The organism is Curtobacterium sp. AG1037, from assembly GCF_003349855.1.
GTDB lineage: Bacteria > Actinomycetota > Actinomycetes > Actinomycetales > Microbacteriaceae > Curtobacterium > Curtobacterium citreum.
Map to the genome: position 1 here is coordinate 454,237 of NZ_QQAO01000001.1, position 23,260 is coordinate 477,496.

At 72.7% G+C, this 23,260-nt stretch carries 25 protein-coding genes; 16 read left to right on the top strand and 9 right to left on the bottom strand.

The window, feature by feature from the left end; all coding sequences use genetic code 11:
- Positions 1–44: 44 nt before the first annotated feature.
- The 3 genes from DEU32_RS02070 to DEU32_RS02080 are packed head-to-tail and all read right to left on the bottom strand — an operon-like array spanning position 45 to position 2,477.
- Positions 45–317, bottom strand: coding sequence for a protealysin inhibitor emfourin (locus tag DEU32_RS02070; protein WP_147281390.1), 273 nt, complete (start codon positions 315–317; stop codon positions 45–47).
- A gap of 17 nt (positions 318–334) precedes the next feature.
- Positions 335–1,390, bottom strand: a complete 1,056-nt coding sequence (locus DEU32_RS02075) for a M4 family metallopeptidase (protein ID WP_114849095.1) — start codon at positions 1,388–1,390, stop codon at positions 335–337.
- Positions 1,391–1,433: 43 nt separating this feature from the next.
- The gene (locus DEU32_RS02080) at positions 1,434–2,477 is read right to left on the bottom strand and encodes a glycoside hydrolase family 6 protein (protein ID WP_114849096.1); all 1,044 of its coding nucleotides are present in this window, start codon (positions 2,475–2,477) and stop codon (positions 1,434–1,436) included.
- Between the two features lie 103 nt (positions 2,478–2,580).
- On the opposite strand from DEU32_RS02080, the gene DEU32_RS02085 reads away from it, so the two are divergent.
- The 3 genes from DEU32_RS02085 (at position 2,581) to DEU32_RS02095 (ending at position 4,174) form a co-directional block, all read left to right on the top strand.
- A complete protein-coding gene (locus tag DEU32_RS02085) occupies positions 2,581–3,027 on the top strand; it encodes a VanZ family protein (RefSeq protein WP_167510032.1) in 447 nt (148 codons plus the stop codon).
- A gap of 100 nt (positions 3,028–3,127) precedes the next feature.
- Positions 3,128–3,397 carry a 30S ribosomal protein S15 gene (gene rpsO / locus DEU32_RS02090; RefSeq protein ID WP_058742593.1) on the top strand — a complete coding sequence of 90 codons (270 nt, stop codon included), beginning with the start codon at positions 3,128–3,130 and terminating at the stop codon, positions 3,395–3,397.
- A 153-nt stretch (positions 3,398–3,550) separates the two neighbouring features.
- Entirely contained in the window at positions 3,551–4,174 is a 624-nt protein-coding gene (locus tag DEU32_RS02095) for a CE1759 family FMN reductase (protein ID WP_114849098.1), read from the top strand.
- Here DEU32_RS02095 and DEU32_RS17025 read toward each other — a convergent pair.
- Complete coding sequence (locus DEU32_RS17025; RefSeq protein ID WP_181819173.1) at positions 4,168–4,626, bottom strand: hypothetical protein; 459 nt, start codon at positions 4,624–4,626, stop codon at positions 4,168–4,170. The two genes, DEU32_RS02095 and DEU32_RS17025, sit on opposite strands and share 7 nt — an antisense overlap.
- Before the next feature lie 39 nt (positions 4,627–4,665).
- Between DEU32_RS17025 and DEU32_RS02105 the strand changes: the two genes are divergently transcribed.
- Positions 4,666–5,616, top strand: coding sequence for an FAD:protein FMN transferase (locus DEU32_RS02105; RefSeq protein ID WP_220152761.1), 951 nt, complete (start codon positions 4,666–4,668; stop codon positions 5,614–5,616).
- 42 nt (positions 5,617–5,658) lie between these two features.
- Here the strand turns inward: DEU32_RS02105 and DEU32_RS02110 are convergent, their stop codons facing one another.
- On the bottom strand, positions 5,659–6,855 hold the full coding sequence (locus DEU32_RS02110; RefSeq protein ID WP_114849099.1) for a lytic transglycosylase domain-containing protein: 1,197 nt from the start codon (positions 6,853–6,855) through the stop codon (positions 5,659–5,661).
- A gap of 290 nt (positions 6,856–7,145) precedes the next feature.
- On the opposite strand from DEU32_RS02110, the gene DEU32_RS02115 reads away from it, so the two are divergent.
- Positions 7,146–9,419 (top strand): polyribonucleotide nucleotidyltransferase, encoded by a 2,274-nt coding sequence (locus tag DEU32_RS02115; protein WP_114849100.1) that lies wholly within the window; start codon positions 7,146–7,148, stop codon positions 9,417–9,419.
- A 72-nt stretch (positions 9,420–9,491) separates the two neighbouring features.
- Here DEU32_RS02115 and DEU32_RS02120 read toward each other — a convergent pair whose 3' ends face one another.
- Together DEU32_RS02120 and DEU32_RS02125 are read right to left on the bottom strand one after the other, a co-directional pair.
- On the bottom strand, positions 9,492–10,019 hold the full coding sequence (locus DEU32_RS02120) for a YbhB/YbcL family Raf kinase inhibitor-like protein (protein ID WP_114849101.1): 528 nt from the start codon (positions 10,017–10,019) through the stop codon (positions 9,492–9,494).
- Positions 10,020–10,131: 112 nt separating this feature from the next.
- Positions 10,132–10,779, bottom strand: a complete 648-nt coding sequence (locus tag DEU32_RS02125) for a TetR/AcrR family transcriptional regulator (protein WP_181819166.1) — start codon at positions 10,777–10,779, stop codon at positions 10,132–10,134.
- A 246-nt stretch (positions 10,780–11,025) separates the two neighbouring features.
- Here DEU32_RS02125 and DEU32_RS02130 point away from each other — a divergent pair, with 246 nt between their 5' ends.
- Complete coding sequence (locus DEU32_RS02130; protein ID WP_114849103.1) at positions 11,026–12,360, top strand: pitrilysin family protein; 1,335 nt, start codon at positions 11,026–11,028, stop codon at positions 12,358–12,360.
- 5 nt (positions 12,361–12,365) lie between these two features.
- Positions 12,366–12,968: a histidine phosphatase family protein gene (locus DEU32_RS02135; RefSeq protein ID WP_114849207.1), complete on the top strand. Its 603-nt coding sequence runs from the start codon at positions 12,366–12,368 to the stop codon at positions 12,966–12,968.
- Between the two features lie 25 nt (positions 12,969–12,993).
- Here the strand turns inward: DEU32_RS02135 and DEU32_RS02140 are convergent, their stop codons facing one another.
- On the bottom strand, positions 12,994–13,470 hold the full coding sequence (locus DEU32_RS02140) for a GNAT family N-acetyltransferase (protein WP_114849104.1): 477 nt from the start codon (positions 13,468–13,470) through the stop codon (positions 12,994–12,996).
- 23 nt (positions 13,471–13,493) lie between these two features.
- Here DEU32_RS02140 and DEU32_RS02145 point away from each other — a divergent pair, with 23 nt between their 5' ends.
- Together DEU32_RS02145 and DEU32_RS02150 are read left to right on the top strand one after the other, a co-directional pair.
- Positions 13,494–14,240: a 4-hydroxy-tetrahydrodipicolinate reductase gene (locus DEU32_RS02145; RefSeq protein ID WP_258554754.1), complete on the top strand. Its 747-nt coding sequence runs from the start codon at positions 13,494–13,496 to the stop codon at positions 14,238–14,240.
- A 52-nt stretch (positions 14,241–14,292) separates the two neighbouring features.
- Positions 14,293–14,718 (top strand): tetratricopeptide repeat protein, encoded by a 426-nt coding sequence (locus DEU32_RS02150; protein WP_114849208.1) that lies wholly within the window; start codon positions 14,293–14,295, stop codon positions 14,716–14,718.
- 87 nt (positions 14,719–14,805) lie between these two features.
- On the opposite strand, the gene DEU32_RS02155 is transcribed toward DEU32_RS02150, so the two are convergent.
- Complete coding sequence (locus DEU32_RS02155) at positions 14,806–15,717, bottom strand: TIGR01777 family oxidoreductase (protein WP_181819167.1); 912 nt, start codon at positions 15,715–15,717, stop codon at positions 14,806–14,808.
- 59 nt (positions 15,718–15,776) lie between these two features.
- Between DEU32_RS02155 and DEU32_RS02160 the strand changes: the two genes are divergently transcribed.
- From DEU32_RS02160 to DEU32_RS02190, 7 genes are all read left to right on the top strand, one after another.
- Entirely contained in the window at positions 15,777–16,601 is an 825-nt protein-coding gene (locus DEU32_RS02160; RefSeq protein WP_114849107.1) for a thymidylate synthase, read from the top strand.
- Positions 16,601–17,113 (top strand): dihydrofolate reductase, encoded by a 513-nt coding sequence (locus DEU32_RS02165; protein ID WP_114849108.1) that lies wholly within the window; start codon positions 16,601–16,603, stop codon positions 17,111–17,113. Before DEU32_RS02160 ends, DEU32_RS02165 begins: the two co-directional genes overlap by 1 nt.
- A 198-nt stretch (positions 17,114–17,311) precedes the next feature.
- Positions 17,312–18,289, top strand: coding sequence for a 4-hydroxy-tetrahydrodipicolinate synthase (gene dapA / locus DEU32_RS02170; RefSeq protein ID WP_114849209.1), 978 nt, complete (start codon positions 17,312–17,314; stop codon positions 18,287–18,289).
- Positions 18,290–18,336: 47 nt separating this feature from the next.
- On the top strand, positions 18,337–20,013 hold the full coding sequence (locus DEU32_RS02175; RefSeq protein WP_114849109.1) for a ribonuclease J: 1,677 nt from the start codon (positions 18,337–18,339) through the stop codon (positions 20,011–20,013).
- 209 nt (positions 20,014–20,222) lie between these two features.
- Positions 20,223–21,263, top strand: a complete 1,041-nt coding sequence (locus tag DEU32_RS02180) for an HlyD family efflux transporter periplasmic adaptor subunit (RefSeq protein ID WP_114849110.1) — start codon at positions 20,223–20,225, stop codon at positions 21,261–21,263.
- Positions 21,260–21,988: an ABC transporter ATP-binding protein gene (locus tag DEU32_RS02185; protein ID WP_114849111.1), complete on the top strand. Its 729-nt coding sequence runs from the start codon at positions 21,260–21,262 to the stop codon at positions 21,986–21,988. The genes DEU32_RS02180 and DEU32_RS02185 overlap by 4 nt, the downstream gene beginning before the upstream one ends.
- On the top strand, positions 21,985–23,238 hold the full coding sequence (locus tag DEU32_RS02190) for an ABC transporter permease (RefSeq protein ID WP_114849112.1): 1,254 nt from the start codon (positions 21,985–21,987) through the stop codon (positions 23,236–23,238). Before DEU32_RS02185 ends, DEU32_RS02190 begins: the two co-directional genes overlap by 4 nt.
- The last annotated feature ends 22 nt before the right edge of the window (positions 23,239–23,260 follow it).

Consider the following 23,260-nt stretch of genomic DNA (forward strand, 5'->3'; position numbering starts at 1 on the left):
GACCGCGCCCGTCCGGGTCGACCGACCGGACGGGCGGGACGCGGTCAGGCGGGGTCGCCCTCGTTCCGCACCCGTGAGACGAGCGCGGCCCATGGTCCGTCGAGCTGGCTGCCCGGGATCTCGACGGTCGTCCGCGCGACCGTGACGGTCCACGTGAAGTCGTCCGGCGCCGTGCGGCGACGCGCGCCGGGCGACTCGCGGGGGAGCGCGCCGACGAGCTCGTGCCAGGCGTCCGGGTCGGCACACGACTCCGTGTCGACCCGCCAGCCCCGCGTCAGGCCGGCGAGTCCACCGCTGCGACGGACGACGATCTGCATGCCCCGGTTGTACGCCGTCACGACGCGGTGTGGACGCCCACCGTCCGCCAGGCGTCGCGGACCGCCGTCCACTCGGTCGACCCGGCACCGAAGCGGGCCGACGCGGCATCGAGCGTGACGCCCGCGAAGCCCGCGAAGTCGATCCCCGCGGTGGTCGCGGGCGAGGTCAGTGCGTCCCACCAGACCGCGCCGGCGCCCTCCCACGCCCGACCCCCGATCGCGGTGGCGGCGAGGGTGAAGGCGTGGTTCGGGATGCCCGAGTTGACGTGCACGCCGCCGGAGTCCTCGGTGGTCTGCACGTACCCAGCCATGGTCGCCGGCTGCGGGTCCTTGCCGAGCACCGGGTCGTCGTAAGCGGTCCCCGGCGCCCGCATCGAGCGAAGGGCGACCCCGTGCACAGCGTCCGTGAAGAGCCCCTCGCCGATGAGCCAGCTCGCCTGGTCGACGGTCTGCCCGGCGGTGTACTGCGCGACGAGCGAGCCGAAGACGTCCGACACCGACTCGTTGAGCGCGCCGGACTGCCCCTCGTACGTCAGGTCGGCGGTGTACTGCGTGACGCCGTGCGCGAGCTCGTGGCCGATCACGTCGAGGGCGATCGTGAAGCGGTTGAACACCTCGCCGTCACCGTCGCCGAAGACCATCCGCTGCCCGTCCCAGTACGCGTTGTCGTAGTCCTGCCCGTAGTGCACCGTGGCGTCGAGGGGGAGTCCCGCGCCGTCGACCGAGGCCCGCCCGAACACGTCGAGCCAGAAGGCGTGCGTCGCGCCGAGGCCCGCGTACGCCTCGTCCGTCGCGGCGTCGTCGGTGTCCGGCTCGCCCTCGCGGCGGACCACCCGCCCGGGCAGGGTCGTGCCGCCGGCCGCGTCGGCGATCGTCCGCTGCGGGGAGCGGTCGACGGTGCCGGCGACGCCCTGGGGACGGATGCGGTGCTCCCGCTTCGGCGCCGCGACCGCGGTCATCTCGCCCAGGACCGTCCGGGCGGCCGCGGCGGCGCGGGGGTGCTCGGCGGCGTCGGCGACGGCGCGGAGCAGGTAGGGCGGGACGACGGAGCGGATGCGGTCGGGCGCGGTCATGGCGTCATGCAACCACCGACCCCCGACCGGTGGCCGACGGAACTCAGTCCTGCTTGCGGTTCTCGACCAGCGCGAGCGCGTACGACTCCCACCACTGCCCGGCCGGTGGTCCGCCGTGGCAGGTGCCGTCGCTCAGCCCGGGGGTCTTCACCCAGAGCAGGGCGTCGAGCCGCGTCGTGCCACCGGTGACGTGCGGTGCCTGCCCGAGTCCGGCGCCCGGCGGGTTGCACCACGTGCCCTTCCAGCCCTGACCGTTGCGTGAGACGTCGATGACGAAGTGCGGGTCGTCCCCGATCGCGTCGGCGAGCCGATCCGCGTACGCGCGTTCCTGGTCGACGCGGTAGAAGTTCGAGACGTTCGTGGCGAACCCCTGCACCCGGTCCACGCCGGCCTGCCGGAGCCACCCCGCCATCGTCGTGACGGGGACGCGGTTCTCGTTGCCGCCGTCCAGGTACACCGTCAGGCCGTGTCCGGTCAGCTCGCCGACGGCCTTCCGCAGCAGGTGCAGCCGGTCCTCGCCGAGTCGCTTGCACACGTGGATCTGCGCGATCGAGTCGGGTTCGACGAGCACCACGGCGTGCGACCCGGCCATCGCCCGCACGGCCGAGCGCACCCACGGCAGGTAGTCGCGCTCGGTCGTCCCGCCGGCGGAGTAGCTGCCGCAGTCGCGGTCGGGGATCGCGTACAGGACGAACACCGGTGTGCGGTCCTGCTGCTCGGCGTCCCGCACGACACGACGGACGACCTGGCGGGTGGCGTCCTGCGACGGGTCGGTCAGCCAGGTCGCGACGGGCTGGTCCGCGATGACGTCGAGCCGGGACGCGGTGGTGGTGTCACCGGCGGCCCGGGCGTCCGACTCCCGGCGCAGCGCCTGGTTGTCGGTCGCGGGCTGCTGGGCGAGGCCACCCGGGAAGGCCTGCGCCGCCGTGCGTCGGTCGGTCACGTCCCGACCGTCCGGGTGGTCGCCCGCGGGCAGAACGAGGAGGAGCGTCGTGACGAGGGCCGCGACCACGACGGCGGCACCCCCGATCCACGCCCACTGGCGCCGACCGGCACCCCGGCGACTGCGGTTCCCCTGCTCCGGCATGCGCCCATGCTGGCAGGTCCGGCCCGCTCCGGGGAACCGCGACCCGGCGTCCGCCCAGCCGGCCCGCCGGGATCTGCCAGCCGCGTGCACCGATACTGACCGGATGTTCCGGAAGACCCTGCTCCTCGCCGTCACCGTCGGCTACGCCTGGGTGATCTGGCGGATGACCCTCACCCCGCAGGTCTTCACGCACGCCCAGAGCGAGCTCGTCCTGCACGCCATCGCCTGGCTCCAGCAGCTGCCGCACGGCGCCTGGTTCGGCTACGACCGCGTCGAGTTCCTCGCGAACATCGCGATGTTCGTGCCGGTCGGGATGCTCGCGGCGCTGTGGTTGCCCCGCCGGTGGTGGTTCCTCGGCGCCGTCGTCGGCGTCGGCCTGTCCGTCGGCATCGAGGCAGCGCAGGCCGCCTGGCTGCCCTACCGCGTCGCGGACCCGCGGGACGTCCTGTCGAACGGCCTCGGTGGCCTGCTCGGCGCGACGCTCGTCGGACTCGTCCGGAGCCTGCTGCCGGCCCCGCGACGCCGCCGCCTGCGTGCCCGCACGGTCTGATCTCTGGTAGTCTCGTCCGGTTGCCGTCGAACGGCCGCGGACAAAGAGCGCTCGTGCATCAGGCACGGGCACCGCGCAACGGACAGAAAGGGGATCATCCATGGCACTTGACGCGAAGGTCAAGCAGGAGATCATCGAAGAGTACGCGACCCACCCGGGCGACACCGGATCCCCCGAGGTCCAGGTCGCTGTTCTGACGCGTCGCATCAACGACCTGAACGAGCACCTCAAGGAGCACAAGCACGACCACCACTCGCGTCGTGGTCTGCTGCTCATGGTCGGCCAGCGTCGCCGCCTCCTCGGGTACCTCTCCGACGTCGACATCAGCCGCTACCGTGCGCTCATCGAGCGCCTCGGCCTGCGTCGCTAGTCGTCTCGCAGACACTGCTCGACCGAAGGCCCCGGTCCTCCTCGTGAGGACCGGGGCCTTCTCCGTTCCCGCGCACGACGGCGGGGAATGGTTGCGCCCGTCCGCCGGTTCGGTACGATGTTCATGCAAACGCATCGAAAGTCGGGAATCGCCATGACCACCATCGCCGTCGTCTCCGCCGGGCTCTCCGAACCCAGCTCCACTCGCCTGCTCGCGGATCGCCTCGCCGGGTCGGCCGTCGCCGCGATCACGGCGGACCAGCCGGGAGGCTCGGTGGACGTCCGCCACGTCGAGTTGCGTCCGATCGCCCACGAGATCGTCGACGCGATGCTCACGGGGTTCGCGGCGCCCGGGCTCGCGGCCGCGCAGGCGACGGTCCTCGAGGCCGACGCCGTCGTGTTCGTCACACCGGTCTTCACCGCCGGGGTGAGCGGGCTCGCGAAGTCCTTCCTCGACGTGCTCGACAAGGACGCGATGACCGACGTGCCGGTGCTGCTCGCCGCCACGGGCGGCACGGCGCGCCACTCGCTCGCGATCGACCACGCGCTCCGTCCGGTCTTCGCGTACCTCCGCGCCGCGGTCGTGCCGACGGGTGTCTTCGCCGCGACCGACGACTGGGGGAGCCCGGAGGACGCGGCCGCCCTGGACGCACGCATCCGCCGGGCCGGGGTCGACCTGGCATGGGCGATCCGATCCTCCCGGCGGACCCCGCAGCGGACCGACGCCCTCCCCGAGACGGTGGACTTCGCGTCCCTGCTCGGCGGACTCGGTCACTGATCCCTTCTTACAGTCCTCATCGGATCCGCGGGGCGCGAGCGCAGCGCACGCTCCGGGGACACCCGGGGCCGTCCGCGAGCCTCGTCCTGACGACGAGGAGGACCCATGGACGGCAACCGCAGGAACGGGCGACGCACCACCAGCGCGATCGTGAGCTCGGCGGGACTGGTGGTCGCCGGACTCGCCGGCGCCGGGGTGTGGATCGGGCACGAGGTCACGACCGCGACCGGCACGAGCGCGACGGACTCCAGCACGACGGGCACGAGCACGTCCGGCTCGAGCACGACGGGCTCGGGCGGCACCAGCTCGGGCAGCACCAGCTCGGGCAGCACCAGCTCGGGCGGCACCAGCTCGGGCAGCACCAGCTCGGGCAGCACCAGCTCGGGCGGCACCAGCTCGGGCAGCTCGAGCGACAGCGGCACCTCGGACCAGGGCGTCTCGCAGGGGACCACCGGTGGTTCCGGCGCCACCGACGCGACGACGACGGGATCGTGACCGTGCGCGCCGCCGCCGAGTGGGACCTCTGGACCACCACCGCCCGGGTCGTCCTCGACCGCCGGGACCGTCGGCACCTCCCCGCAGCCGAGGCCTGCGTGCGCGAGGTGACCGCGGCGGTCGACGCCGCGTGCAGTCGGTTCCGCGCCGACTCCGAGCTCCTCGCCCGCGCCGACGCACTCGTCCGCGGCACCGAGGTCTCCCCGCTCCTCGCGTCGCTCGTGCACCAGGCCGTCGACGCCGCGCGCCTGACGGACGGCGACGTCGACCCGACGCTCGGCCGCCGCATGGTGCGCCTGGGCTACGACGCTGCGTTCGTCGACGGTGCCCTCGTGACCGCGGGGCCCGGCCCCGAGGCGTCGCCGGACCTGCTCGCCCGGGCGCTCGACGTCCGTCCGGCGTGGCAGCGGATCCTGCTCACCGGCACCTTCCTGCGCGTCCCCGAGGGCGTCACGCTCGACCTCGGCGCGACCGCGAAGGCCGCCGCGGCCGACATGGCCGCGGCGAGCATCACCGCCCGCCTGGGCATCGGTGCGCTGGTCTCGCTCGGCGGCGACGTCGCGACCGCCGGCCCGGACCCGTCCGGCGGCTGGCAGGTGCGCGTGCAGGACCTCGACGACGATCCCGCGGACCGCGTGCGGATCGCCTCCGGCTGGTCCGTCGCGACGTCGAGCACGCAGAAGCGACGCTGGGAGCAGGACGGCCACGCGCGGCACCACATCCTCGACCCCCGGTGGGGCCTGCCGGTCGACCCGGTCTGGCGCTCCGTGACGGTCGTGGCACCGTCGTGTGTCACGGCGAACACGATGACGACCGCCGCCGTGGTGCGGGGGCACGCCGCCGTCGACTGGCTGCGGCAGAGCGGGCGGGCGGCGCGGCTGGTCGCAGCGGACGGCTCGGTCGTGCGCCTCGGCGGCTGGCCGGCAGAGGACGCGGTCGCCGCCTGACCGGGCCGGGGGCGTCCCGCCGTCACCCGGACGCGCACCCGCTCAGTACCAGTGCGGGTTCTCGCTCATCTCGTGGTTCCACGCGGCACAGGGCGAGCCGTACGCGTCGTGGATGTACGCCAGGCCCCAGTTGATCTGCGTCGCCGCGTTCGTCCGCCAGTCCGCTCCTGCCACGCCCATCTTGCTCGCCGGCAGGGACTGCGGGATCCCGTACGCCCCGCTCGACACGTTCAGGGCGTTCGCACGCCAGCCGGACTCCTGCGTCCAGAGCGACACGAGGCACGAGAACTGGTCGGAGCCCCAGCCGTACGCACCGATGGCGCCGCGGGCGTAGGCCTGTGCGCCGGCCGGGTCGACCACGACGCCGTCGGTGCTCGGGTACGCGTTGCCGGAGGACGCCGCACTCGAGCTCCCCGGCGTGGCCTGGGCCTTCGCCGCTGCCGCTGCCTGCGCCGCAGCCTGCGCCGCGCGTGCCTGCGCCGCCGCCTGCGCGGCCACCGCCTGCCCGACGGCGTACTGCTGCTCGGTCGCCGCGGTCGTGTCCTTCAACGAGGCGAGCTGCGCGTACAGCTCGTCGCTGTGCTGCTGGGTGCTCGCGACCGCCTGCGCCGCGGTCTTCGCCGCCGCCGTCGCCGCGTCGGACTTCCGCTCGGCAGCCGACGCGAGGGACGCCCGCTCGTCCTCGGCGCGGGTCGCCTGCTCGTGCAGCGACGACGCGGTGTGGGCGGCGACCGAGGCGTCGTCCAGGACGTCCGTCCACGTGCCCGTCAGCTGGTCGAGCGCGCCGAGTTGGTAGAGCAGGTCGTCCGGGTCCTCGGCGGTCGCGATCCGGGTGGCCATCGCGTTCTCGCTGCCGTCCCGGTACAGGCTCGCGGCGAGCTGACCGGCCCGGGCCTGAGCACGGTCGGCCGTCCGCTGGGCGTCGTCGGCCTGGGCCTGGAGGCTCGTGGCGGCCTGCGTGGCGGCGCTGAGGTCCGCCTCGGCGGCGTCCGCGGCGGCCGACGCGTCGAGCGCGGTCTGCGACTTGGCGGCGGCGTCGGCCTGGGCGGCGTGCAGGGCGTCCTGCACGGTGCCGATCTCGGCCTGCTTGGCCTGCTCGTTGCCCTTCGCGGCCTGCACGTCCGCCCACGTGGGGTAGTCGGTGGCGCTCGCGGGCGCGGCGGTCAGAGCGGGCACGACGAGCGCGCCGACGACCACGGCGGCCGCGACGAGCACGCTCCGGGACGGAGAGAGACGCATGTCGGCAGGCTAGCGGGGACACGCCCGCGTCCCCGGCGCCTCGCCGCCGTGGTGCCTGAGGGCTGGTAAAGTCCTCACCGTGCGGGGACCGTTCCCCGGACGTCACACTCGCTGTGACACCAAAACACTGCGCAGACCCGGCACGGAGCTGGTCATCGGTGGTGGCTCGCGGGCCGTTCGGAGTCCCGAGTGCTTCTACTGCTGGCCAGACATGCGCCCCGACCCCTCGGCGTGCACGCACCACAGGTGCCGTCGCCCCGGTCTGCCGAACACGTCAAGGAGGCACCCTTTTGGAGGGTCCCGAGATCAAGTTCGCCGAAGCCGTCATCGACAACGGCAAGTTCGGCAAGCGCGTCGTCCGGTTCGAGACCGGCCGCCTCGCACAGCAGGCGCAGGGCGCGGTCGCCGCGTACCTCGACGAGGAGACCATGCTCCTCTCGGCCACCAGCGCCGGCAAGCACCCGCGGGAGGGCTTCGACTTCTTCCCGCTGACCGTCGACGTCGAGGAGCGCTCGTACGCCGCCGGCAAGATCCCCGGTTCGTTCTTCCGTCGTGAAGGCCGTCCCAGCACCGAGGCGATCCTCGTCTGCCGCCTCATCGACCGGCCGCTGCGCCCGTCGTTCGTCGACGGCCTCCGCAACGAGGTCCAGATCGTCATCACCGTCCTGAGCATCGCGCCGGACGAGTTCTACGACGCACTGGCGATCAACGCCGCGTCCGCCTCGACGCAGATCTCCGGTCTGCCGTTCTCCGGCCCGATCGCCGGTGTGCGCCTCGCCCTCATCGGCGACCAGTGGGTCGCGTTCCCGAAGGCGTCGCAGCTCGCCGAGGCCGTCTTCGACCTCACGGTCGCCGGCCGCGTCGTCACCGACGACCAGGGCAACGAGGACGTCGCGATCATGATGGTCGAGGCCGAGGCCACCGAGCACAGCTGGGACCTCATCCAGGGCGGCGCGACCAAGCCGGACGAGGCCGTCGTCGCGCAGGGCCTCGAGGCGGCCAAGCCGTTCCTCAAGGTCCTCGTCGAGGCGCAGGCGAAGATGGCCGCCCAGTCGGCCAAGGAGATCCAGGACTACCCGGTCTTCCCGCCCTACGCCCCCGAGGTCTACGACGCGGTCGAGGCCCTCGCGCTCGACGAGCTGGGGGACGTCTACCAGATCGCCGGCAAGCTCGAGCGCCAGGACAAGGACGACGCCCTCAAGGCGAAGGTCAAGGAGGCCATCGCGGCCAAGGTCGAGGCCGGGGAACTCCCCGAGTCCGCCAACGGCCAGGTCAGCGGCGCCTACAAGTCGGTCACGAAGAAGGTCGTCCGCGGCCGCATCCTGACCGAGCAGGTCCGCATGGACGGTCGCGGCCTCGCCGACATCCGTCCGCTCGACGCCGAGGTCGCCGTGATCCCGCGCGTCCACGGTTCCGCGATCTTCCAGCGCGGCGAGACGCAGATCCTCGGCGTCACCACGCTGAACATGCTCAAGATGGAGCAGCAGATCGACTCGCTGTCGCCCGTCACGAAGAAGCGCTACCTGCACCACTACAACTTCCCGCCCTACTCGACCGGTGAGACCGGCCGCGTGGGCTCGCCCAAGCGTCGCGAGATCGGGCACGGCTTCCTCGCCGAGCGCGCCCTCGTGCCGGTGCTGCCGTCGCGCGAGGAGTTCCCCTACGCCATCCGTCAGGTGTCCGAGGCCCTCGGCTCCAACGGTTCGACGTCGATGGGCTCCGTCTGCGCCTCGACCCTGTCGCTCCTCAACGCCGGTGTGCCCCTCAAGGCGCCGGTCGCGGGCATCGCGATGGGCCTCGTCTCCGACACCGTCGACGGCCAGACCCGCTACGCGGCGCTGACCGACATCCTCGGTGCCGAGGACGCCCTCGGCGACATGGACTTCAAGGTCGCCGGCACGTCCGACTTCGTCACGGCGATCCAGCTCGACACGAAGCTCGACGGCATCCCTTCGTCGGTCCTCGACGCCGCGCTCAAGCAGGCCAAGGAAGCGCGCTCCGCCATCCTCGGCGTGTTGACCGAGGCGATCGACGCCCCCGACGAGATGGCCGACACCGCCCCGCGCGTCATCTCGGTGCAGATCCCCGTCGACAAGATCGGCGAGCTGATCGGCCCGAAGGGCAAGACGATCAACGGCATCCAGGACGAGACCGGTGCCGACATCTCGATCGAGGACGACGGCACCGTCTACATCGGCGCCGTCGACGGTCCCTCGGCCGAGGCCGCCCGTGCGCAGGTCAACGCGATCGCGAACCCGACGAACCCGGAGATCGGCGACCAGTTCCTCGGCACGGTCGTCAAGATCGCGACCTTCGGTGCCTTCGTGTCGCTGCTCCCGGGCCGCGACGGGCTGCTGCACGTCTCCGAGGTCCGCAAGCTCGCCGGTGGCAAGCGCGTGGAGAACGTCGAGGACGTCCTGGGCGTCGGCCAGAAGATCCTGGTCGAGGTCACCAAGGTGGACGACCGCGGCAAGCTGTCGCTCGCGCCGGTCGTCGCCGACGAGGTGGACACCGAGGGCCGCGAGGGCCACGAGAAGCACACCGAGGACAACGCCGAGGGTTGATCCCCGGCTGACCCACGACGGCCGTCACTCCCGCGGGAGTGACGGCCGTCGTCGTCTTCGTGGCGCGGGGCGTCAGGACGCCGGGGTCTCCTGCGTGCCGGTGAGCTGCGCGCGCCCGAGCAGGTGCTCGCGGAGCAGGAAGCCGACCACGGCGGGGGTGGCGTCGGCGGGTGCCTCGAGCACGGGTACGTCGAGCGCGCTCAGCGTGAACACGTACCGGTGCGGGCCGTGGCCGGCGGGCGGTGCGGCACCCAGGAAGGTGTCGGTCCCGTACTCGTTGCGGCGGCGGAGCGCCTCGGCGGGGAGCAGCGCGTCGTCGGTCCCGGCACCCTGGGGCAGCGAGGTCGTCGACGCCGGCAGGTCGGTCAGGCTCCAGTGCCAGAAGCCCGAGCCGGTCGGGGCGTCGGGGTCGTACACGGTGAGGACGTAGCTCTGCGTGCCCTCGGGCGCCCCGGACCACTCGAGCGCGGGGGAGCGGTCCTCGCCACCGGCGTCGGCGCCGCGCGCCCAGTCGGGCAGCGCGTCGCCGTCGGAGAAGTCGGGGCTCGTCAGGGTGAACGTGGGGACCTCGGGGAGGTTCCAGTTGGGGTCGTTGGCCATGCCGCCAGCAAACACCCTGCTCCTGTCGCACAGGTGGGACGGGTCGGCCCGGAGGATCGTGGCGGGCCCCGCCACGCGCCTCCCGTCCGCCGGTCGGGTCGGAGGCGAGGCGTCAGGCCGCGATGACGCGGTCGACCACGCGGCCGAGCGCCGCGGTCGCGGCGATCGCGTCGCCGGCGTACGCGCCGGCCATCGCGCCGTCGCGCGCGAGCATGAGCTCGTCGGCCCCGTCGCCGGGCAGCGGGTGCCCGGCGCGCTGCAGGAGCGAGGCGAGCTGGTCCGTGTACCAGTCGCGGTGGGTGGCGACGACCTCGCGCACGGGGTCGCGCGGGTCGTGGTACTCGGCGGCGGCGTTGAGGAACGCGCAGCCGCGGAACTCGGCACGACCGACCTCGTCCGAGACGGCGGCGACCCAGGCGCGCACCGCGGCCTCGGGGCTGGCGGCGTCGGAGACGAGCTGCTCGAAGCCGGCGCGGACGCGCTCGTGCTGGGTGCGCACGTAGGCGAGGATCAGGTTGTCCTTCGAGCCGTAGTGCTTGTAGAAGGTGGCCTTCGTCACGCTCGCCTCCGAGATGAGCCGGTCGACGCCGACCCCGCGGATGCCCTCTTCGTAGAACAGGCGTGTCGCGGTCTCGAGGATCCGGACCTTCGCGCCGCCGGAACGGGGAGCCGGGGGGACGCTCGACCCGTCCGGCGACGCGAGGTTCGTGCTCGGGCCGAGGAGACGCTGGACGGCCGGTTGGGGGGAATCGACCGTCACAGCGTTGCTCCTCGGACTCATCGGCTCCGCGGGGGAGTGGGGGGACTCCGCCGCGCGAGGACTGATGTCCCGAGCCATCGGGTCGGAATCTAGGGGGGCTTCCGACCCGATGCAAGAACTGTACCACGTGGAGGACAGACAGACGAGTCTTTCTATCCTCATCCGATGTACCCCAGTTCGAGGCACGTGCTGTGGGCCTGGGGAAACTGGGCGGTCGGCGCCCGCGGGTCAGTAGGCTCGTCTGCGATGAACCAGCCAGTACCGTTGCCGCTCGAGGCCCCGGACACGTCCTTCCTGACGTCCGGTGGTGCCTTCGTCCGTCGGACCGTGCTGCCCTCCGGAGTCCGGGTCCTCACCGAGTCGGTCCCCGGAGCCAGTTCCACGAGCCTCGGCTTCTGGGTCGGCGTCGGGTCCCGCGACGAACGCGAGGGCCAGTTCGGCTCCACGCACTTCCTCGAACACCTGCTCTTCAAGGGCACCGAGCGCCGCAGTGCGCTCGACATCGCGATCTCCTTCGACTCGGTCGGCGGCGAGCACAACGCCGCGACCGCGAAGGAGTACACCTGCTACTACGCCCGCGTCCGGGACACCGACGTCCCGATGGCGGTCGAGGTGATCGGGGACATGGTCACCGGTTCGGTGCTCGAGGCCGAGGCGTTCGACGTCGAACGCGGCGTGATCCTCGAGGAGCTCGCGATGGCCGCGGACGACCCGGCCGACGTCGCGGGCGAGGCGTTCTTCGCCGCGGCCTTCGACGGGCACCCGCTCGGTCGGCCGATCGGCGGGACGCCCGAGAGCATCCGCGCGGTCGGGCGCGCCGAGGTCCTGGACCACTACCGCGAGCACTACGCACCGAACGGCATCGTGGTGACCGCCGCCGGTGCCGTGGACCACGACCGCTTCCGCGAACTGGTCGAGCACGTCTTCCGGGACGCCCCGCACGCGTCGCCGCTGGCCCGGCGGACGCCGCAGCCCGTGGCGGACCCGGCCGTGCCGAAGCTCGCCGTCGCGCACCGTCCGACCGAGCAGGTCAGCATGCTCCGCGGATCGCAGGGTCTCGACCTCCGTGACGAGCGCCGTCCGGTGCTCAGCGTCCTGAACGCCGTCCTCGGCGGCGGGATGAGCTCGCGGCTGTTCCAAGAGGTCCGTGAGCGCCGGGGCCTCGCCTACGCGGTGTCGTCGTTCGCGCCGGCGTACCTGGACAACGGGGCCTTCGGGGTCTACGCGGGCTGCGCCCCCGACAACGTCGCCGGGGTCGTCGAGATCATCGACGCCGAGTTCCGGCGCATGGTCGACGACGGCATCACCGACGACGAGCTCCGTCGCGCGAAGGGCCAGATCGAGGGCGCGCTGACGCTCTCGCTCGAGGACAGCGACGCACGGATGACCCGGCTGGGCCGGTCCGAGCTCGGCACCGGCGAGTTCACCGACCTCGGCACCGCCCTGCAGCGGGTCGACCGGGTGACCCCGGCGGACGTCCTCGACCTCGCCCGCGACCTGCTCACCCGCCCGACCATCACCTCGGTCGTGGGGGCCGTCCAGCGCGACGAGCTCGCGGCCGCCATCGGCGCCGAGGGGTGACCGACGTGTCGCACTACCTGTACCTCGTCCGGCACGGTGAGCACCAGGACGCCGAGCACGGCCTGCGGGACGGCAAGCTCTCGGAGCGCGGGAAGCGCCAGGCGATGCTCGTCGCCGACCGGCTCGGCGGGGTCCCGTTCGACGGCGTGTACCACTCGCCGCTCGACGCCCCGAGCGAGACCGCGGCGTTCCTCGCGCAGCGCCTGCCGTCGATCCAGCCGGAGCCCTCGACCCTGCTCTTCGACTGCATCCCCTCCGGTCCGACCCCGGACATGCCGCACGCCTACCACGGCTGGTACGGCGGCGTCACGGAAGAGGAGATCGTCGCGGGCCAGGCGCAGATGGGCGATGCCGTCGCGGAGTGGTTCACGCCGGCGCGCGAGGACCGCCACGACCTGCTCATCACGCACAACGCCGTCATCGGGTGGTTCGTGCGCGAGGCGTTCCAGGCGCCGGAGTGGCGGTGGATGGGGACGAACGTCGCGCACACGGCGTTGACGATCATCCGGATCCGCTCCGCCAAGCCGGCCGAGGTCGTCACCCTGAACGACCTCGCGCACCTGCCGGTCGAGCTCCGCACGGGGCTGCCGGTCGACCAGCCGGTCTAGGGACGTCGACCGTTCCGGGCGGGCTTCAGCCGACCGGTCGCCGGTACCAGGCCGTCGCGTTCGGGTTCTCGTTGAACGGCGCGACCCGCTCGTAACCCCGGGCGCGGTACATCGCGCCGGCCGCGACGAGCGAGTCGTTCGTGTCGAGGACGACGCTCGTCGCCCCGAACCCGCGGGCAGCGTCCTCGAGCGTGTCCATCACCGCGGTCGCCACACCCTTCCCGCGACCGGCCGGCGTGACGTACACGTGCTTGACCTCGAAGCGGACGTCGTCCCCGTCGTCGGCGATCCGGCGGAGCCCACCGCACCCGACGGGCCGGTCGCCGTCGTACGCCACGACGAAGGTGCCGTTCGGCGGCACGAACTCCGCCGCCGGGGTGCGCTTGCGCGAGTACGACCCCTGCGCGCTCGGGAACGTGGCCTCGCGCTCGTCGAGGTACGCGTCGAGCAGGGCGTCGACCTCGGGCGCGTCGGCGGGCACGGACCTGACCTGGAGCGGCATGGTCCGATCCTAGGATGGGAGCCATGGTCACTCCCGTCGCCGTCGTCGGCGCCACCGGTCGTCTCGGGGGCCTCGTGGCCTCCGTGGTCGAGTCCCTCGACGGCTTCGAGCTCGTCGCCTCCCTGTCGTCGCGGGACGGCGCACACGAGGCACCGCCGTCGGTGTTCGGCGGCGCCGCACTCGTCGTCGACGTGACCGTCCCGGCGCTCAGCCCGGCGATCGTCGACAACGCCCTCGCGAGCGGCGCGAACGTGCTCGTGGGCACCTCCGGCTGGTCGTCCGACCGGCTCGCGACGCTCCGCGCCGGGCTCGAGGCACGACCAGACCAGGGGGTCCTCGTCGTGCCGAACTTCTCGATCGGCTCGGTACTCGCGACGCACCTCGCCACGATCGCGGCGCCGTGGTTCCCCGCGGTCGAGATCGTCGAGACGCACCACGCCGGCAAGGTCGACTCGCCGTCGGGGACCGCCGTGCGGACCGCGGAGCTCATCGCGGACGCCCGGCGCGAGGTCGGCCCCGTCGACGCCCCGCACGTCGACCAGCGCGCCCGCGGGCAGCAGGTCGCGAGCGTCCCGATCCACTCGCTCCGGCTCCCCGGGGTCAAGGCCGTCCAGGACGTGCACCTGAGCGGCCCCGGCGAGACCGTCACGATCCGCCACGACACGAACGACGACGTCGCGTACGTCGCCGGCATCCGCGCAGCGCTCGCCCACGTGGTCGACACCCGTGGCCTGACGGTCGGGCTCGGCAGCGTCCTCGGCATCGGCTGAGCGGCACGCCGTGCTCCGCTCGTTCCGCTCGCCGTTCTGGCCCGCCGCCCTGATGGCCGCCCTGCTCCTGCTCTACATCGTCGTCGTGGGGCAGCGCGCCGTCGCGTTCATGGCGACGGGGCAGCCGATCGGCATCGGGATCGGCGTCGCGCTCGTCGTGGTCGCCCTGATCGGCGCGCTCCTGCTCGTGCTCGAGTTCCGCTTCGGGATCCGCATCACCCGGCTCGGCCGTCGCCTCGAGCGCGAGGGCGGCACCCCGCAGGACGTCGTGCCGCTCATGCCGAGCGGCCGCCCCGACCGTGCGGCGGCCGACGAGGTCTTCCCGCGCTACAAGGACGCGGTCGAGGCCGACCCCGACGACTGGCGGGCCTGGTTCCGGCTCGGTATCGTCTACGACGCCGCGGGTGACCGCAAGCGCGCGCGGGCCGCGATGCGGACGGCGCTCGCCACCGCGCCCACCGACCGACGGGTGGACTGACGGCTTGACGGACGGGAGGCTCGTGGCGGGCCCGCCACGAGCCTCCCGTCCGGTCGACCGTCGCGACCGCCGCGACGTCCGTGCGGATCAGAAGGCGGCGTCGACCGCGCTCTCGGCGTACCGGTGGCGGAACGTGTAGCCGGACTCCTCGAGCTTCCGCGGCACCATCTGCTGGTTCGACAGGAGCATCTCGTCGGCCGCCTGGCGCAGCACCAGCCGCAGCGCGAAGGCCGGCACGCCGAGCAGGTACGGACGGTGCAGGTCCTGCGCGACGCGCTTCGTGATCCGGTCCGCGACCGACGGCTCCGGACCCGCGAGGTTCACCGGGCCGGACACCTGCGCGGCGTCCGGGCTCGTGGCGAGGTGGACGATCGCGCCGACCTCGTCCTCGAGCGCGATCCACGGCCAGAACTGACCGCCCGTGCCGAGCTTGCTGCCGAGGCCGGCCTTCGTCAGCGGGACGAGGGGCGCGAGCGCACCGCCGCCCTGGCCGACGACGATGCCGGTGCGGAGCAGCACGACCCGGACGCCCTCGGGGGCGGCGGTCGCGGCGGCCTCCCACTTCGTGCAGACGTCGGCGAGGAACCCGCTGCCGGCCGCGGCGTCGTCGTCGAGCACGTCCGTCGGGCGGTCCCCGTAGACGCCGGAGGCCGACCCGGACAGGAAGAGCGCCGGGGGGTTCGCAGCCCGGCGCATGGCCTCGACCAGGGTGTCCGTCGCCTGCACGCGGGAGTCGAGGATCTCGCGCTTGTAGGACTCGGTCCACGGGAGCTTGCCGATGTTCGCACCGGCGAGGTTGATCACGACGTCCGCGCCGTCGACGACCGCCGGGTCGAGCGGACGGGTGCCGGGCGACCAGCGGAACGCGCTCGCGGTGCGGGGCTCGCTGCGGGTGAGCGTGGTGACGTGGTGCCCGGCCTCGCGCAGGGCGTGGACGAGGGGGGTCCCGATGAAGCCGGACGCACCGGCGACGAGGATCGAGAGCGGCTGGGTCGACATGGGGGCCACGGTACTCAGTGCGCTTCGGGCTTCGCCGCGTGGGGTCGTAGAGTCTCCGTGTGAGCGAGACCGTGCAGCCCGACCCCACCGTCCCGACCCCTTACGAGGATCTGCTGCGCCGGGTGCTCGAGGAAGGCACGCCGAAGGGCGACCGCACCGGCACCGGCACGCGGAGCATCTTCGGGGCGCAGCTGCGCTACGACCTGTCGCAGGGCTTCCCGCTCGTCACGACGAAGCGCGTGCACTTCAAGTCCGTCGCGTACGAGCTGCTCTGGTTCCTGCGCGGCGACGGCAACGCACGGTGGCTGCAGGAGCACGGCGTCCGCATCTGGAACGAGTGGGCCGACGAGGACGGCGACCTCGGCCCGGTGTACGGCGTGCAGTGGCGCTCGTGGCCGACGCCGTCGGGGGAGCATGTCGACCAGATCGCCCAGGTCATCGAGCAGATCCGCACGAACCCGGACTCCCGCCGGCTGATCGTGTCGGCCTGGAACGTCGCGGACGTGCCGGACATGGCGCTCGCGCCGTGCCACGCGTTCTTCCAGTTCTTCGTCAACGACGGCAAACTGTCGTGCCAGCTCTACCAGCGCAGCGCGGACATGTTCCTCGGCGTCCCCTTCAACATCGCGTCCTACGCGCTGCTCACGCACATGATCGCGGCGCAGACCGGGCTCGAGGTCGGCGACTTCGTGTGGACCGGCGGTGACTGCCACGTCTACGACAACCACGTCGACCAGGTGCGTGAGCAGCTGTCCCGCACGGCCTACCCCTACCCGACGCTCGAGCTCGCCCCGCGTGACTCGATCGACGACTACGAGTACGAGGACTTCACGGTCGTCGGGTACGAGCACCACCCGGCGATCAAGGCCGCGGTCGCCGTCTGATGGCGTGGACCGAGCCCGTCCGCGGCGTCGGCATGGTGTGGGCGCGGACCGCCTCAGGGGTGATCGGCGCCGACGGTGGCATCCCGTGGCACGTGCCGGAGGACCTCGCGCACTTCCGGCAGGTCACCGGCGACGGTGTCGTGGTGATGGGCCGACGGACGTGGGAGTCGCTGCCGCCGCGCTTCCGGCCGCTGCCGGGACGCCGGAACGTCGTGTTGACGCGCGAGCCGACGTGGACGGCCGAGGGTGCCGAGGTGGCGCACGACCTGGGGGCCGCCCTCGACACCGACGAGCCCGTGTGGGTGATGGGCGGGGGTGCCGTGTACGCCGAGGCGCTGCCGTTCGCCGACCGGGTGTCGGAGACGATCGTCGACCTGGACGTCCCGGGTGACACCCGGGCGCCGGAGCTCGGCGACGGGTGGACCCTCGTCGAGGACGGACCGTGGCAGGAGTCCCGCGTGGACGCCACCCGCTACCGCTTCCGGGAGTGGCGCCGCGCCGAGCGGGCCTGACGGCCGCCGCGCTCGGACCCGCCGGGCTGCGCCGAGCGACCCTCGCGTCGCACCCCGCTGCCGGCACCGCAACCCGCTGTGCCCGGGTGCCACGTCCGTACCGGGGTGCGACGTGCGCGAGACCGGGCGACGTCCGTCCGCCGCGCACCGTCCGGGCGGACTGCCGGCCGGACGCACCGGGCCGGTACGCTGGTCCGCGTGTCCCCGCGTGAGAATCCCTTCGGTCAGGTCCTCGTCGCCCTCGTGACGCCGTTCACGGCCGACGGCGAGGTCGACTGGCCCGGCGTCGAGCAGCACATCGACGACTGCATCACCGCCGGCGCCGACGGCGTCGTCGTCACCGGGACGACCGGCGAGACGTCGACGCTGACCGACCCGGAGAAGCTCCGCCTGGTCGAGGTCGGCAAGTCCGTCGCCGCCGGCCGCGCGAAGATCATCACCGGTGGTGGCTCGAACGAGACCGCGCACGCCATCCACCTGTACAAGCAGAGCGAGAAGGCCGGCGCCGACGGTGTGATGATCGTCACGCCGTACTACAACAAGCCGACGCAGGCCGGTGTCCTCACGCACTTCCGGATGATCGCCGACGCGACCGACCTGCCGGTCATCCTGTACGACATCCCCGGCCGCACGGGCATCCCGATCACGTACGAGACCATCGTGCGGGCGTCGCACCACCCGAACATCCTCGCGGTGAAGGACGCCAAGGGCGACTTCGCCGAGGTGTCCCGCGTGCTCAACAACACCGACCTCATGTACTTCTCGGGCGACGACACGAACGTCCTGCCGCACCTGTCGATCGGCGCGACCGGGCTGATCGGCGTCACCGCGAACATCACGAGCACGCCGTACCGCACCATCGTCGACGCGGTGAACCGCGGCGACCTGGCGACCGCGACCGCCGAGCACAAGCGCGTCGAACCCCTGGTCCGTGCGATCATGACCCACGTCCCCGGGACCGTCGCGGCGAAGTACGTGCTGCACGGACTCGGCCGCATCGGCAGCCCGCGCGTCCGGCTGCCGCTCGTCGGCCCCGAGGACACCGAGGCCTACGCCATCGAGACCTCCCTCGAAGCAGTCCGGGACATCCCCGGCGCCGACTTCTCGAACTTCCGCCCGGACCGCAACGCAGCGGCGGGCGGCGCACTGCCGAAGGTGCCAGGCACCACACGTTAGGAAGACCGCGGCGCAGCACCAGCGCGTCGCACGACAGTCAGGACCGAATGCCCACCCAGATCTCCACACCGCAGCCGCTCGAACCCGGCACCCTCCGCGTGATCCCCGTCGGGGGTCTCGGCGAGATCGGTCGCAACATGACCGTGTACGAGTTCGACGGCAAGCTGCTCGTCGTCGACGCCGGCGTGCTCTTCCCCGAGGAGCACCAGCCCGGCGTCGACCTCATCCTGCCGGACTTCGGGCCGATCCGGGACCGCCTCGACGACGTCCTCGGTGTCGTGCTCACGCACGGGCACGAGGACCACATCGGCGCCGTGCCCTACCTGCTCAAGCTCAAGGGCGACATCCCCCTGATCGGCTCCACGCTGACCCTCGCGCTCGTCGAGGCGAAGCTCAAGGAACACCGGATCAAGCCGTACACGCTCGTCGTGGCCGAGGACCAGACCGAGCAGCTCGGCCCGTTCCACCTCGAGTTCGTCGCCGTGAACCACTCCATCCCGGACGCGCTCGCCGTCGCGATCACGACCGGCGCCGGCCGTGTGCTCCACACCGGCGACTTCAAGATGGACCAGCTGCCGCTCGACGACCGGATCACCGACCTCCGCGCGTTCGCCCGCCTCGGCGAAGCGGGCGTCGACCTGTTCCTGCCGGACTCCACGAACGCCGACGTCCCGGGCTTCACCGCGCCCGAGCGCGACATCGGACCCGTGCTCGAGAACGTCATCACGCGCGCCCGCAAGAAGGTCGTCGTCGCGAGCTTCTCGTCGCACGTGCACCGCGTGCAGCAGGTCCTCGACGCCGCCGCGGCCGCGAACCGCAAGGTCGCGTTCATGGGCCGCTCGATGATCCGCAACATGACGATCGCCGCCGAGCTCGGGTACCTGCGTGTGCCGGAGGACGTGCTGATCGACACGAAGAAGGCGAAGAACGTCCCGGACGACCAGATCGTCTACATGTCGACCGGGTCCCAGGGCGAGCCGATGGCCGTCCTCGCGCGCATGGCGAACCTCGAGCACCAGATCGAGATCGGCGAGGGCGACACGGTGATCCTGGCGTCGAGCCTGATCCCCGGCAACGAGAACGCCGTCTACCGCGTGATCGACGGCCTGACGAAGCTCGGCGCGAAGGTCGTCCACAAGGGCAACGCGAAGGTGCACGTCTCCGGGCACGCCTCGGCCGGCGAGCTCCTGTACTGCTACAACATCCTGCGCCCGAAGAACGTGCTCCCCGTGCACGGCGAGCACCGGCACCTGTACGCGAACGCCGACCTGGCGATCCAGACGGGTGTCCCGCCGCGGAACGTCATCCTCGGCCAGGACGGCATCGTCGTCGACCTCAAGGACGGAAGCGTCACGGTCGCCGGCCAGCTGGACATCGGCTACGTCTACGTCGACGGCTCCACCGTCGGCGAGATCACCGACGCCGACCTCAAGGACCGCCGGGTCCTCGCGGAGGAGGGCTTCATCTCCGTCTTCTGCGCGGTCGACTTCACGACCGGTCAGTGCGTCGTCGGCCCCGAGATCCAGTCGCGCGGCTTCGCCGAGGACGACTCGGTCTTCGACAGCGTCCGCCCGCAGATCACCAAGGCACTCGCCGAGGCGGCCGCCAACGGCACGCGCGACTCGCACGCCTTCAGCCAGGTGGTGCGGCGCACGGTGGGCCGCTGGGTCAACACCAAGCACCGCCGCCGTCCGATGATCGTCCCGGTGGTCATCGAGGCGTAGGCAGCGCGCAGCGCTGCTGCGAGAACCGGCCTGGAGGCACGGTGCGGGTCCGTCACGGACCCTGCCCCGTGCCTCCAGGCCGTTCCGCACCCCGTGGCGGGCAGTCGGGGACGGGCCGGCGGGGTCGGAGCGGTCCCGGCCCGGCGGCCAACCTGTTTCATCCCACAGGATGACGCGCATCTGGAATACCAGTCGCTACCGTCCGGAGCGTGACCGTCCTGCGTCGCTGGGTGTGGCCCGGCCTGAAGTTCCTCGTGTTCGCCGTCATCGCGGTGTCCCTCGTCCGTCTCGCGTTCTTCGCCGCGCAGCCCGAGGGGCAGGAGACCACGCCGACGGCGCAGCTCGAAGACCCGACCGTCACCGTCACCACCGGGGACGTCGTCAACGACGTCGAGGCGAAGGGGACCATCGAGTCGGTCGCCGCGACCCCGGTCCGCGCCACCGCCGAGGGCACGATCAACAAGGTGTTCGTCGGGAACGGCACCGCGGTCGAGCAGGGCGCCCCGATTGTCGACGTCCGTGTCGAGACCCCGTCGACCGGCACGACGGAGGACGGGCAGCCGCTGCCCGCGAAGGTGACCTTCGCCACCGTCGTCGCGCCCGCAGCCGGGGTGGTCTCGGGGCTGGACCTCGTCGCGAAGCAGCCCGTCGCGATCGGCGACGTGGTGGCCCGCGTCGCGCCGGAGGCCTACCGGGCGACCGCGACGCTCGGTGCCGCGCAGCTGTACCGGCTGACCTCGCGGCCGTCCGAGGCCACCGTCACCATCACCGACGGCCCGGCCCCGTTCACGTGCACGAACCTGTCGCTCACGAGCGCCGGGGCCGACGGCTCCGGGGCCGGCTCGTCCGCGGCCGGCTCGTCCGGCACGGGCTCCGACGGCTCGGACGGCACCGGCGCGGACGGTGCCGGAGGTGGCACCGGCGGCACCCAGCTCCGGTGCGACGTCCCCGGCGGCGTGACCGTGTTCCCCGGGCTCGAGGTCACCCTCGCCGTGTCCGCCGGGTCGGCGCAGGGGGTCCTGACGCTCCCGACCACCGCGGTCGAGGGCACCGCCCAGAAGGGCGTCGTGACCGTGGTCGACAGCGACGGCGGGCGCTCCGAGAAGACCGTCGAGCTCGGCCTGAACGACGGCGAGACCGTCGAGGTCAAGGCCGGGCTCGCCGAGGGCGACACGGTCCTGCAGTTCGTCCCCGGCAAGCAGGAGCAGTCCGACGAGGGCACGGACGAGGGCGGGGTGTTCGTCGGATGAGCCTGGTGCACGTCCGGGACCTCCGGAAGTCCGTGCCGCTGCCGGACGGGTCGACGCTCGAGATCCTGCGCGGGGTCGACCTCGACGTCGAGGCGGACAGCCGGGTCGCCATCGTCGGACGGTCCGGATCGGGCAAGTCGACGCTCCTCAACGTCCTCGGGCTGCTCGACACCCCGACCGACGGGCTGCACGAGTTCGACGGACGCGACGTCGGCCGCGCCGGGTCCGTCCGCCGCGACCGGATCCGCGGCGCCGACGTCGGCTTCGTCTTCCAGCAGTTCAACCTGCTGCAGGGCCGCACCGCGGTCGAGAACGTCGAGGTGCCCCTGCTCTACGCGAGCGGCCGCGCGTTCTGGTCGCGCCGCCGACTCGCGCTCGAGATGCTCGACCGGGTGGGGCTCGCCGACAAGGCGGACACGCAGCCGCACCGGCTCTCGGGCGGTGAGCAACAGCGCGTGGCGATCGCCCGCGCGCTCGTCCGCGCCCCGCGCCTGATCCTGGCCGACGAGCCGACCGGGGCGCTCGACGTCGACACCGGGCGGGTCGTGATGGAGCTGCTCGAGACCGTCGCGGCCGAGACGCGTGCGGCCCTGGTGACGATCACGCACGACCCCGCGGTCGCCGCCCGGGCCGACGTGGTGCACCGGATCGACCACGGGCTCGTGGCCGAGGGCGGTGCTGTGGTGGGGGCTGCTCCGTCCGGTGCCGTGGGGGTCGTCGCGTGAACCGGGTGGTCACCACGGTCGTCGGCACGTTCGTCGAGTCGTGGCAGGAGCTCCGCGTGCACCGCGGCCGCGTCGTCCTCAGCCTGGTCGGCGTGACGATCGCCGTGGCGTCCCTCGCGGTCGTCGTCGGCTTCGGGTCGCTCGCCGAACGGGTCACCGCCGCGTTCAACGAGCAGTACGGCGGCCGACCCGCGACGTACTCGTTCAGCGGTTCCACCACCGGCTCCGGATCCGCGGACCCCGCGGGCACGGCGGCCGTCGCGGACGCCGCGGCGCTCGACCGCGAGCTGCGCGCCGGAGCCGAGCGCTACGACGTCCGGTACACGTCCGAGGCCACGTTCGTGCAGCGCGACGTGCAGTTCCCGGACGGGGTCGCGCTCGTACAGGGCACGACGGTCGACCCCGCGTACGCCGAGATGCACCGCGTGCGGCTCGCGTCGGGGGCGTGGTTCACCGAGCGGGACCGGGACCGCCTGGCCCCCGCGATCGTCGTCAACCGGGCGTTCCTCGAGCGGATCGGCAGCCCGGACATCGTGACGCACCCGGTCGTGCGACTCCCGGGGACGCCCGACGTCACCGCCGTCGTGATCGGCCAGGTGGTGTCGTCGGAGTACGACACCGATCCGTCCTTCTACCAGCTGGCGAACTCCGTCGCGACCGCGAACGCCGCGGTGTCGCCGGACCTCGGGGCGGGCCGGACCTTCCAGGCGTGGGTCCCGGCGGCCTCCGGCAAGGCCGTCGCCGAACGCATCGCCGCCGACGCCGAGCGTGCCCTCGGCCCCGGGTGGACCGTCTCCGCGGACCGGTCCGACGCGGCCGGTCAGGTGGACGGCGACCCGCTCGGCCCGCTCCGCTGGGTGATCGCTGGCGTCGCGGTGCTGGTCCTGGTGCTCGGTGGGCTCGGCCTGCTCAACGTGTCGCTCGTCAGCGTCCGCCAGCGCATCCGCGAGATCGGGGTGCGACGGGGCGTCGGGGCGACCGCGGGACGGATCTTCGTCGCGGTCCTGCTCGAGAACGTGCTCGGCACGCTCGTCGCGGGCGGCGTCGGCGTGATGGTCGGTGCCGCGCTGCTCGGGAACGACACCGTCCGCGGCCTCATCACGCAGGGCGTCGACGTGGGCGGGGCACCGTTCCCGGTCGAGGCCGCGCTCGTCGGGGTCGGGTCGGCCGTGCTCGTCGGGGCGCTCGCCGGGTTCCTGCCGGCGATCGTCGCGGTCCGCGTCAAGGTCATCGACGCGATCCGGTACTGATGGCGGGGCGACCGCGGAATGT

Excerpts from the sequence above, each read along its gene's own strand:
- DEU32_RS02070 (WP_147281390.1), bottom strand. The coding sequence starts at position 317 with ATGCAGATCGTCGTCCGTCGCAGCGGTGGACTCGCCGGCCTGACGCGG.
- DEU32_RS02075 (WP_114849095.1), bottom strand. The coding sequence starts at position 1,390 with ATGACCGCGCCCGACCGCATCCGCTCCGTCGTCCCGCCCTACCTGCTC.
- DEU32_RS02080 (WP_114849096.1), bottom strand. The coding sequence starts at position 2,477 with ATGCCGGAGCAGGGGAACCGCAGTCGCCGGGGTGCCGGTCGGCGCCAG.
- DEU32_RS02085 (WP_167510032.1), top strand. The coding sequence starts at position 2,581 with ATGTTCCGGAAGACCCTGCTCCTCGCCGTCACCGTCGGCTACGCCTGG.
- rpsO (WP_058742593.1), top strand. The coding sequence starts at position 3,128 with ATGGCACTTGACGCGAAGGTCAAGCAGGAGATCATCGAAGAGTACGCG.
- DEU32_RS02095 (WP_114849098.1), top strand. The coding sequence starts at position 3,551 with ATGACCACCATCGCCGTCGTCTCCGCCGGGCTCTCCGAACCCAGCTCC.
- DEU32_RS02110 (WP_114849099.1), bottom strand. The coding sequence starts at position 6,855 with ATGCGTCTCTCTCCGTCCCGGAGCGTGCTCGTCGCGGCCGCCGTGGTC.
- DEU32_RS02120 (WP_114849101.1), bottom strand. The coding sequence starts at position 10,019 with ATGGCCAACGACCCCAACTGGAACCTCCCCGAGGTCCCCACGTTCACC.
- DEU32_RS02130 (WP_114849103.1), top strand. The coding sequence starts at position 11,026 with ATGAACCAGCCAGTACCGTTGCCGCTCGAGGCCCCGGACACGTCCTTC.
- DEU32_RS02140 (WP_114849104.1), bottom strand. The coding sequence starts at position 13,470 with ATGCCGCTCCAGGTCAGGTCCGTGCCCGCCGACGCGCCCGAGGTCGAC.
- DEU32_RS02145 (WP_258554754.1), top strand. The coding sequence starts at position 13,494 with ATGGTCACTCCCGTCGCCGTCGTCGGCGCCACCGGTCGTCTCGGGGGC.
- DEU32_RS02150 (WP_114849208.1), top strand. The coding sequence starts at position 14,293 with ATGGCCGCCCTGCTCCTGCTCTACATCGTCGTCGTGGGGCAGCGCGCC.
- DEU32_RS02155 (WP_181819167.1), bottom strand. The coding sequence starts at position 15,717 with ATGTCGACCCAGCCGCTCTCGATCCTCGTCGCCGGTGCGTCCGGCTTC.
- DEU32_RS02165 (WP_114849108.1), top strand. The coding sequence starts at position 16,601 with ATGGCGTGGACCGAGCCCGTCCGCGGCGTCGGCATGGTGTGGGCGCGG.
- DEU32_RS02175 (WP_114849109.1), top strand. The coding sequence starts at position 18,337 with ATGCCCACCCAGATCTCCACACCGCAGCCGCTCGAACCCGGCACCCTC.
- DEU32_RS02185 (WP_114849111.1), top strand. The coding sequence starts at position 21,260 with ATGAGCCTGGTGCACGTCCGGGACCTCCGGAAGTCCGTGCCGCTGCCG.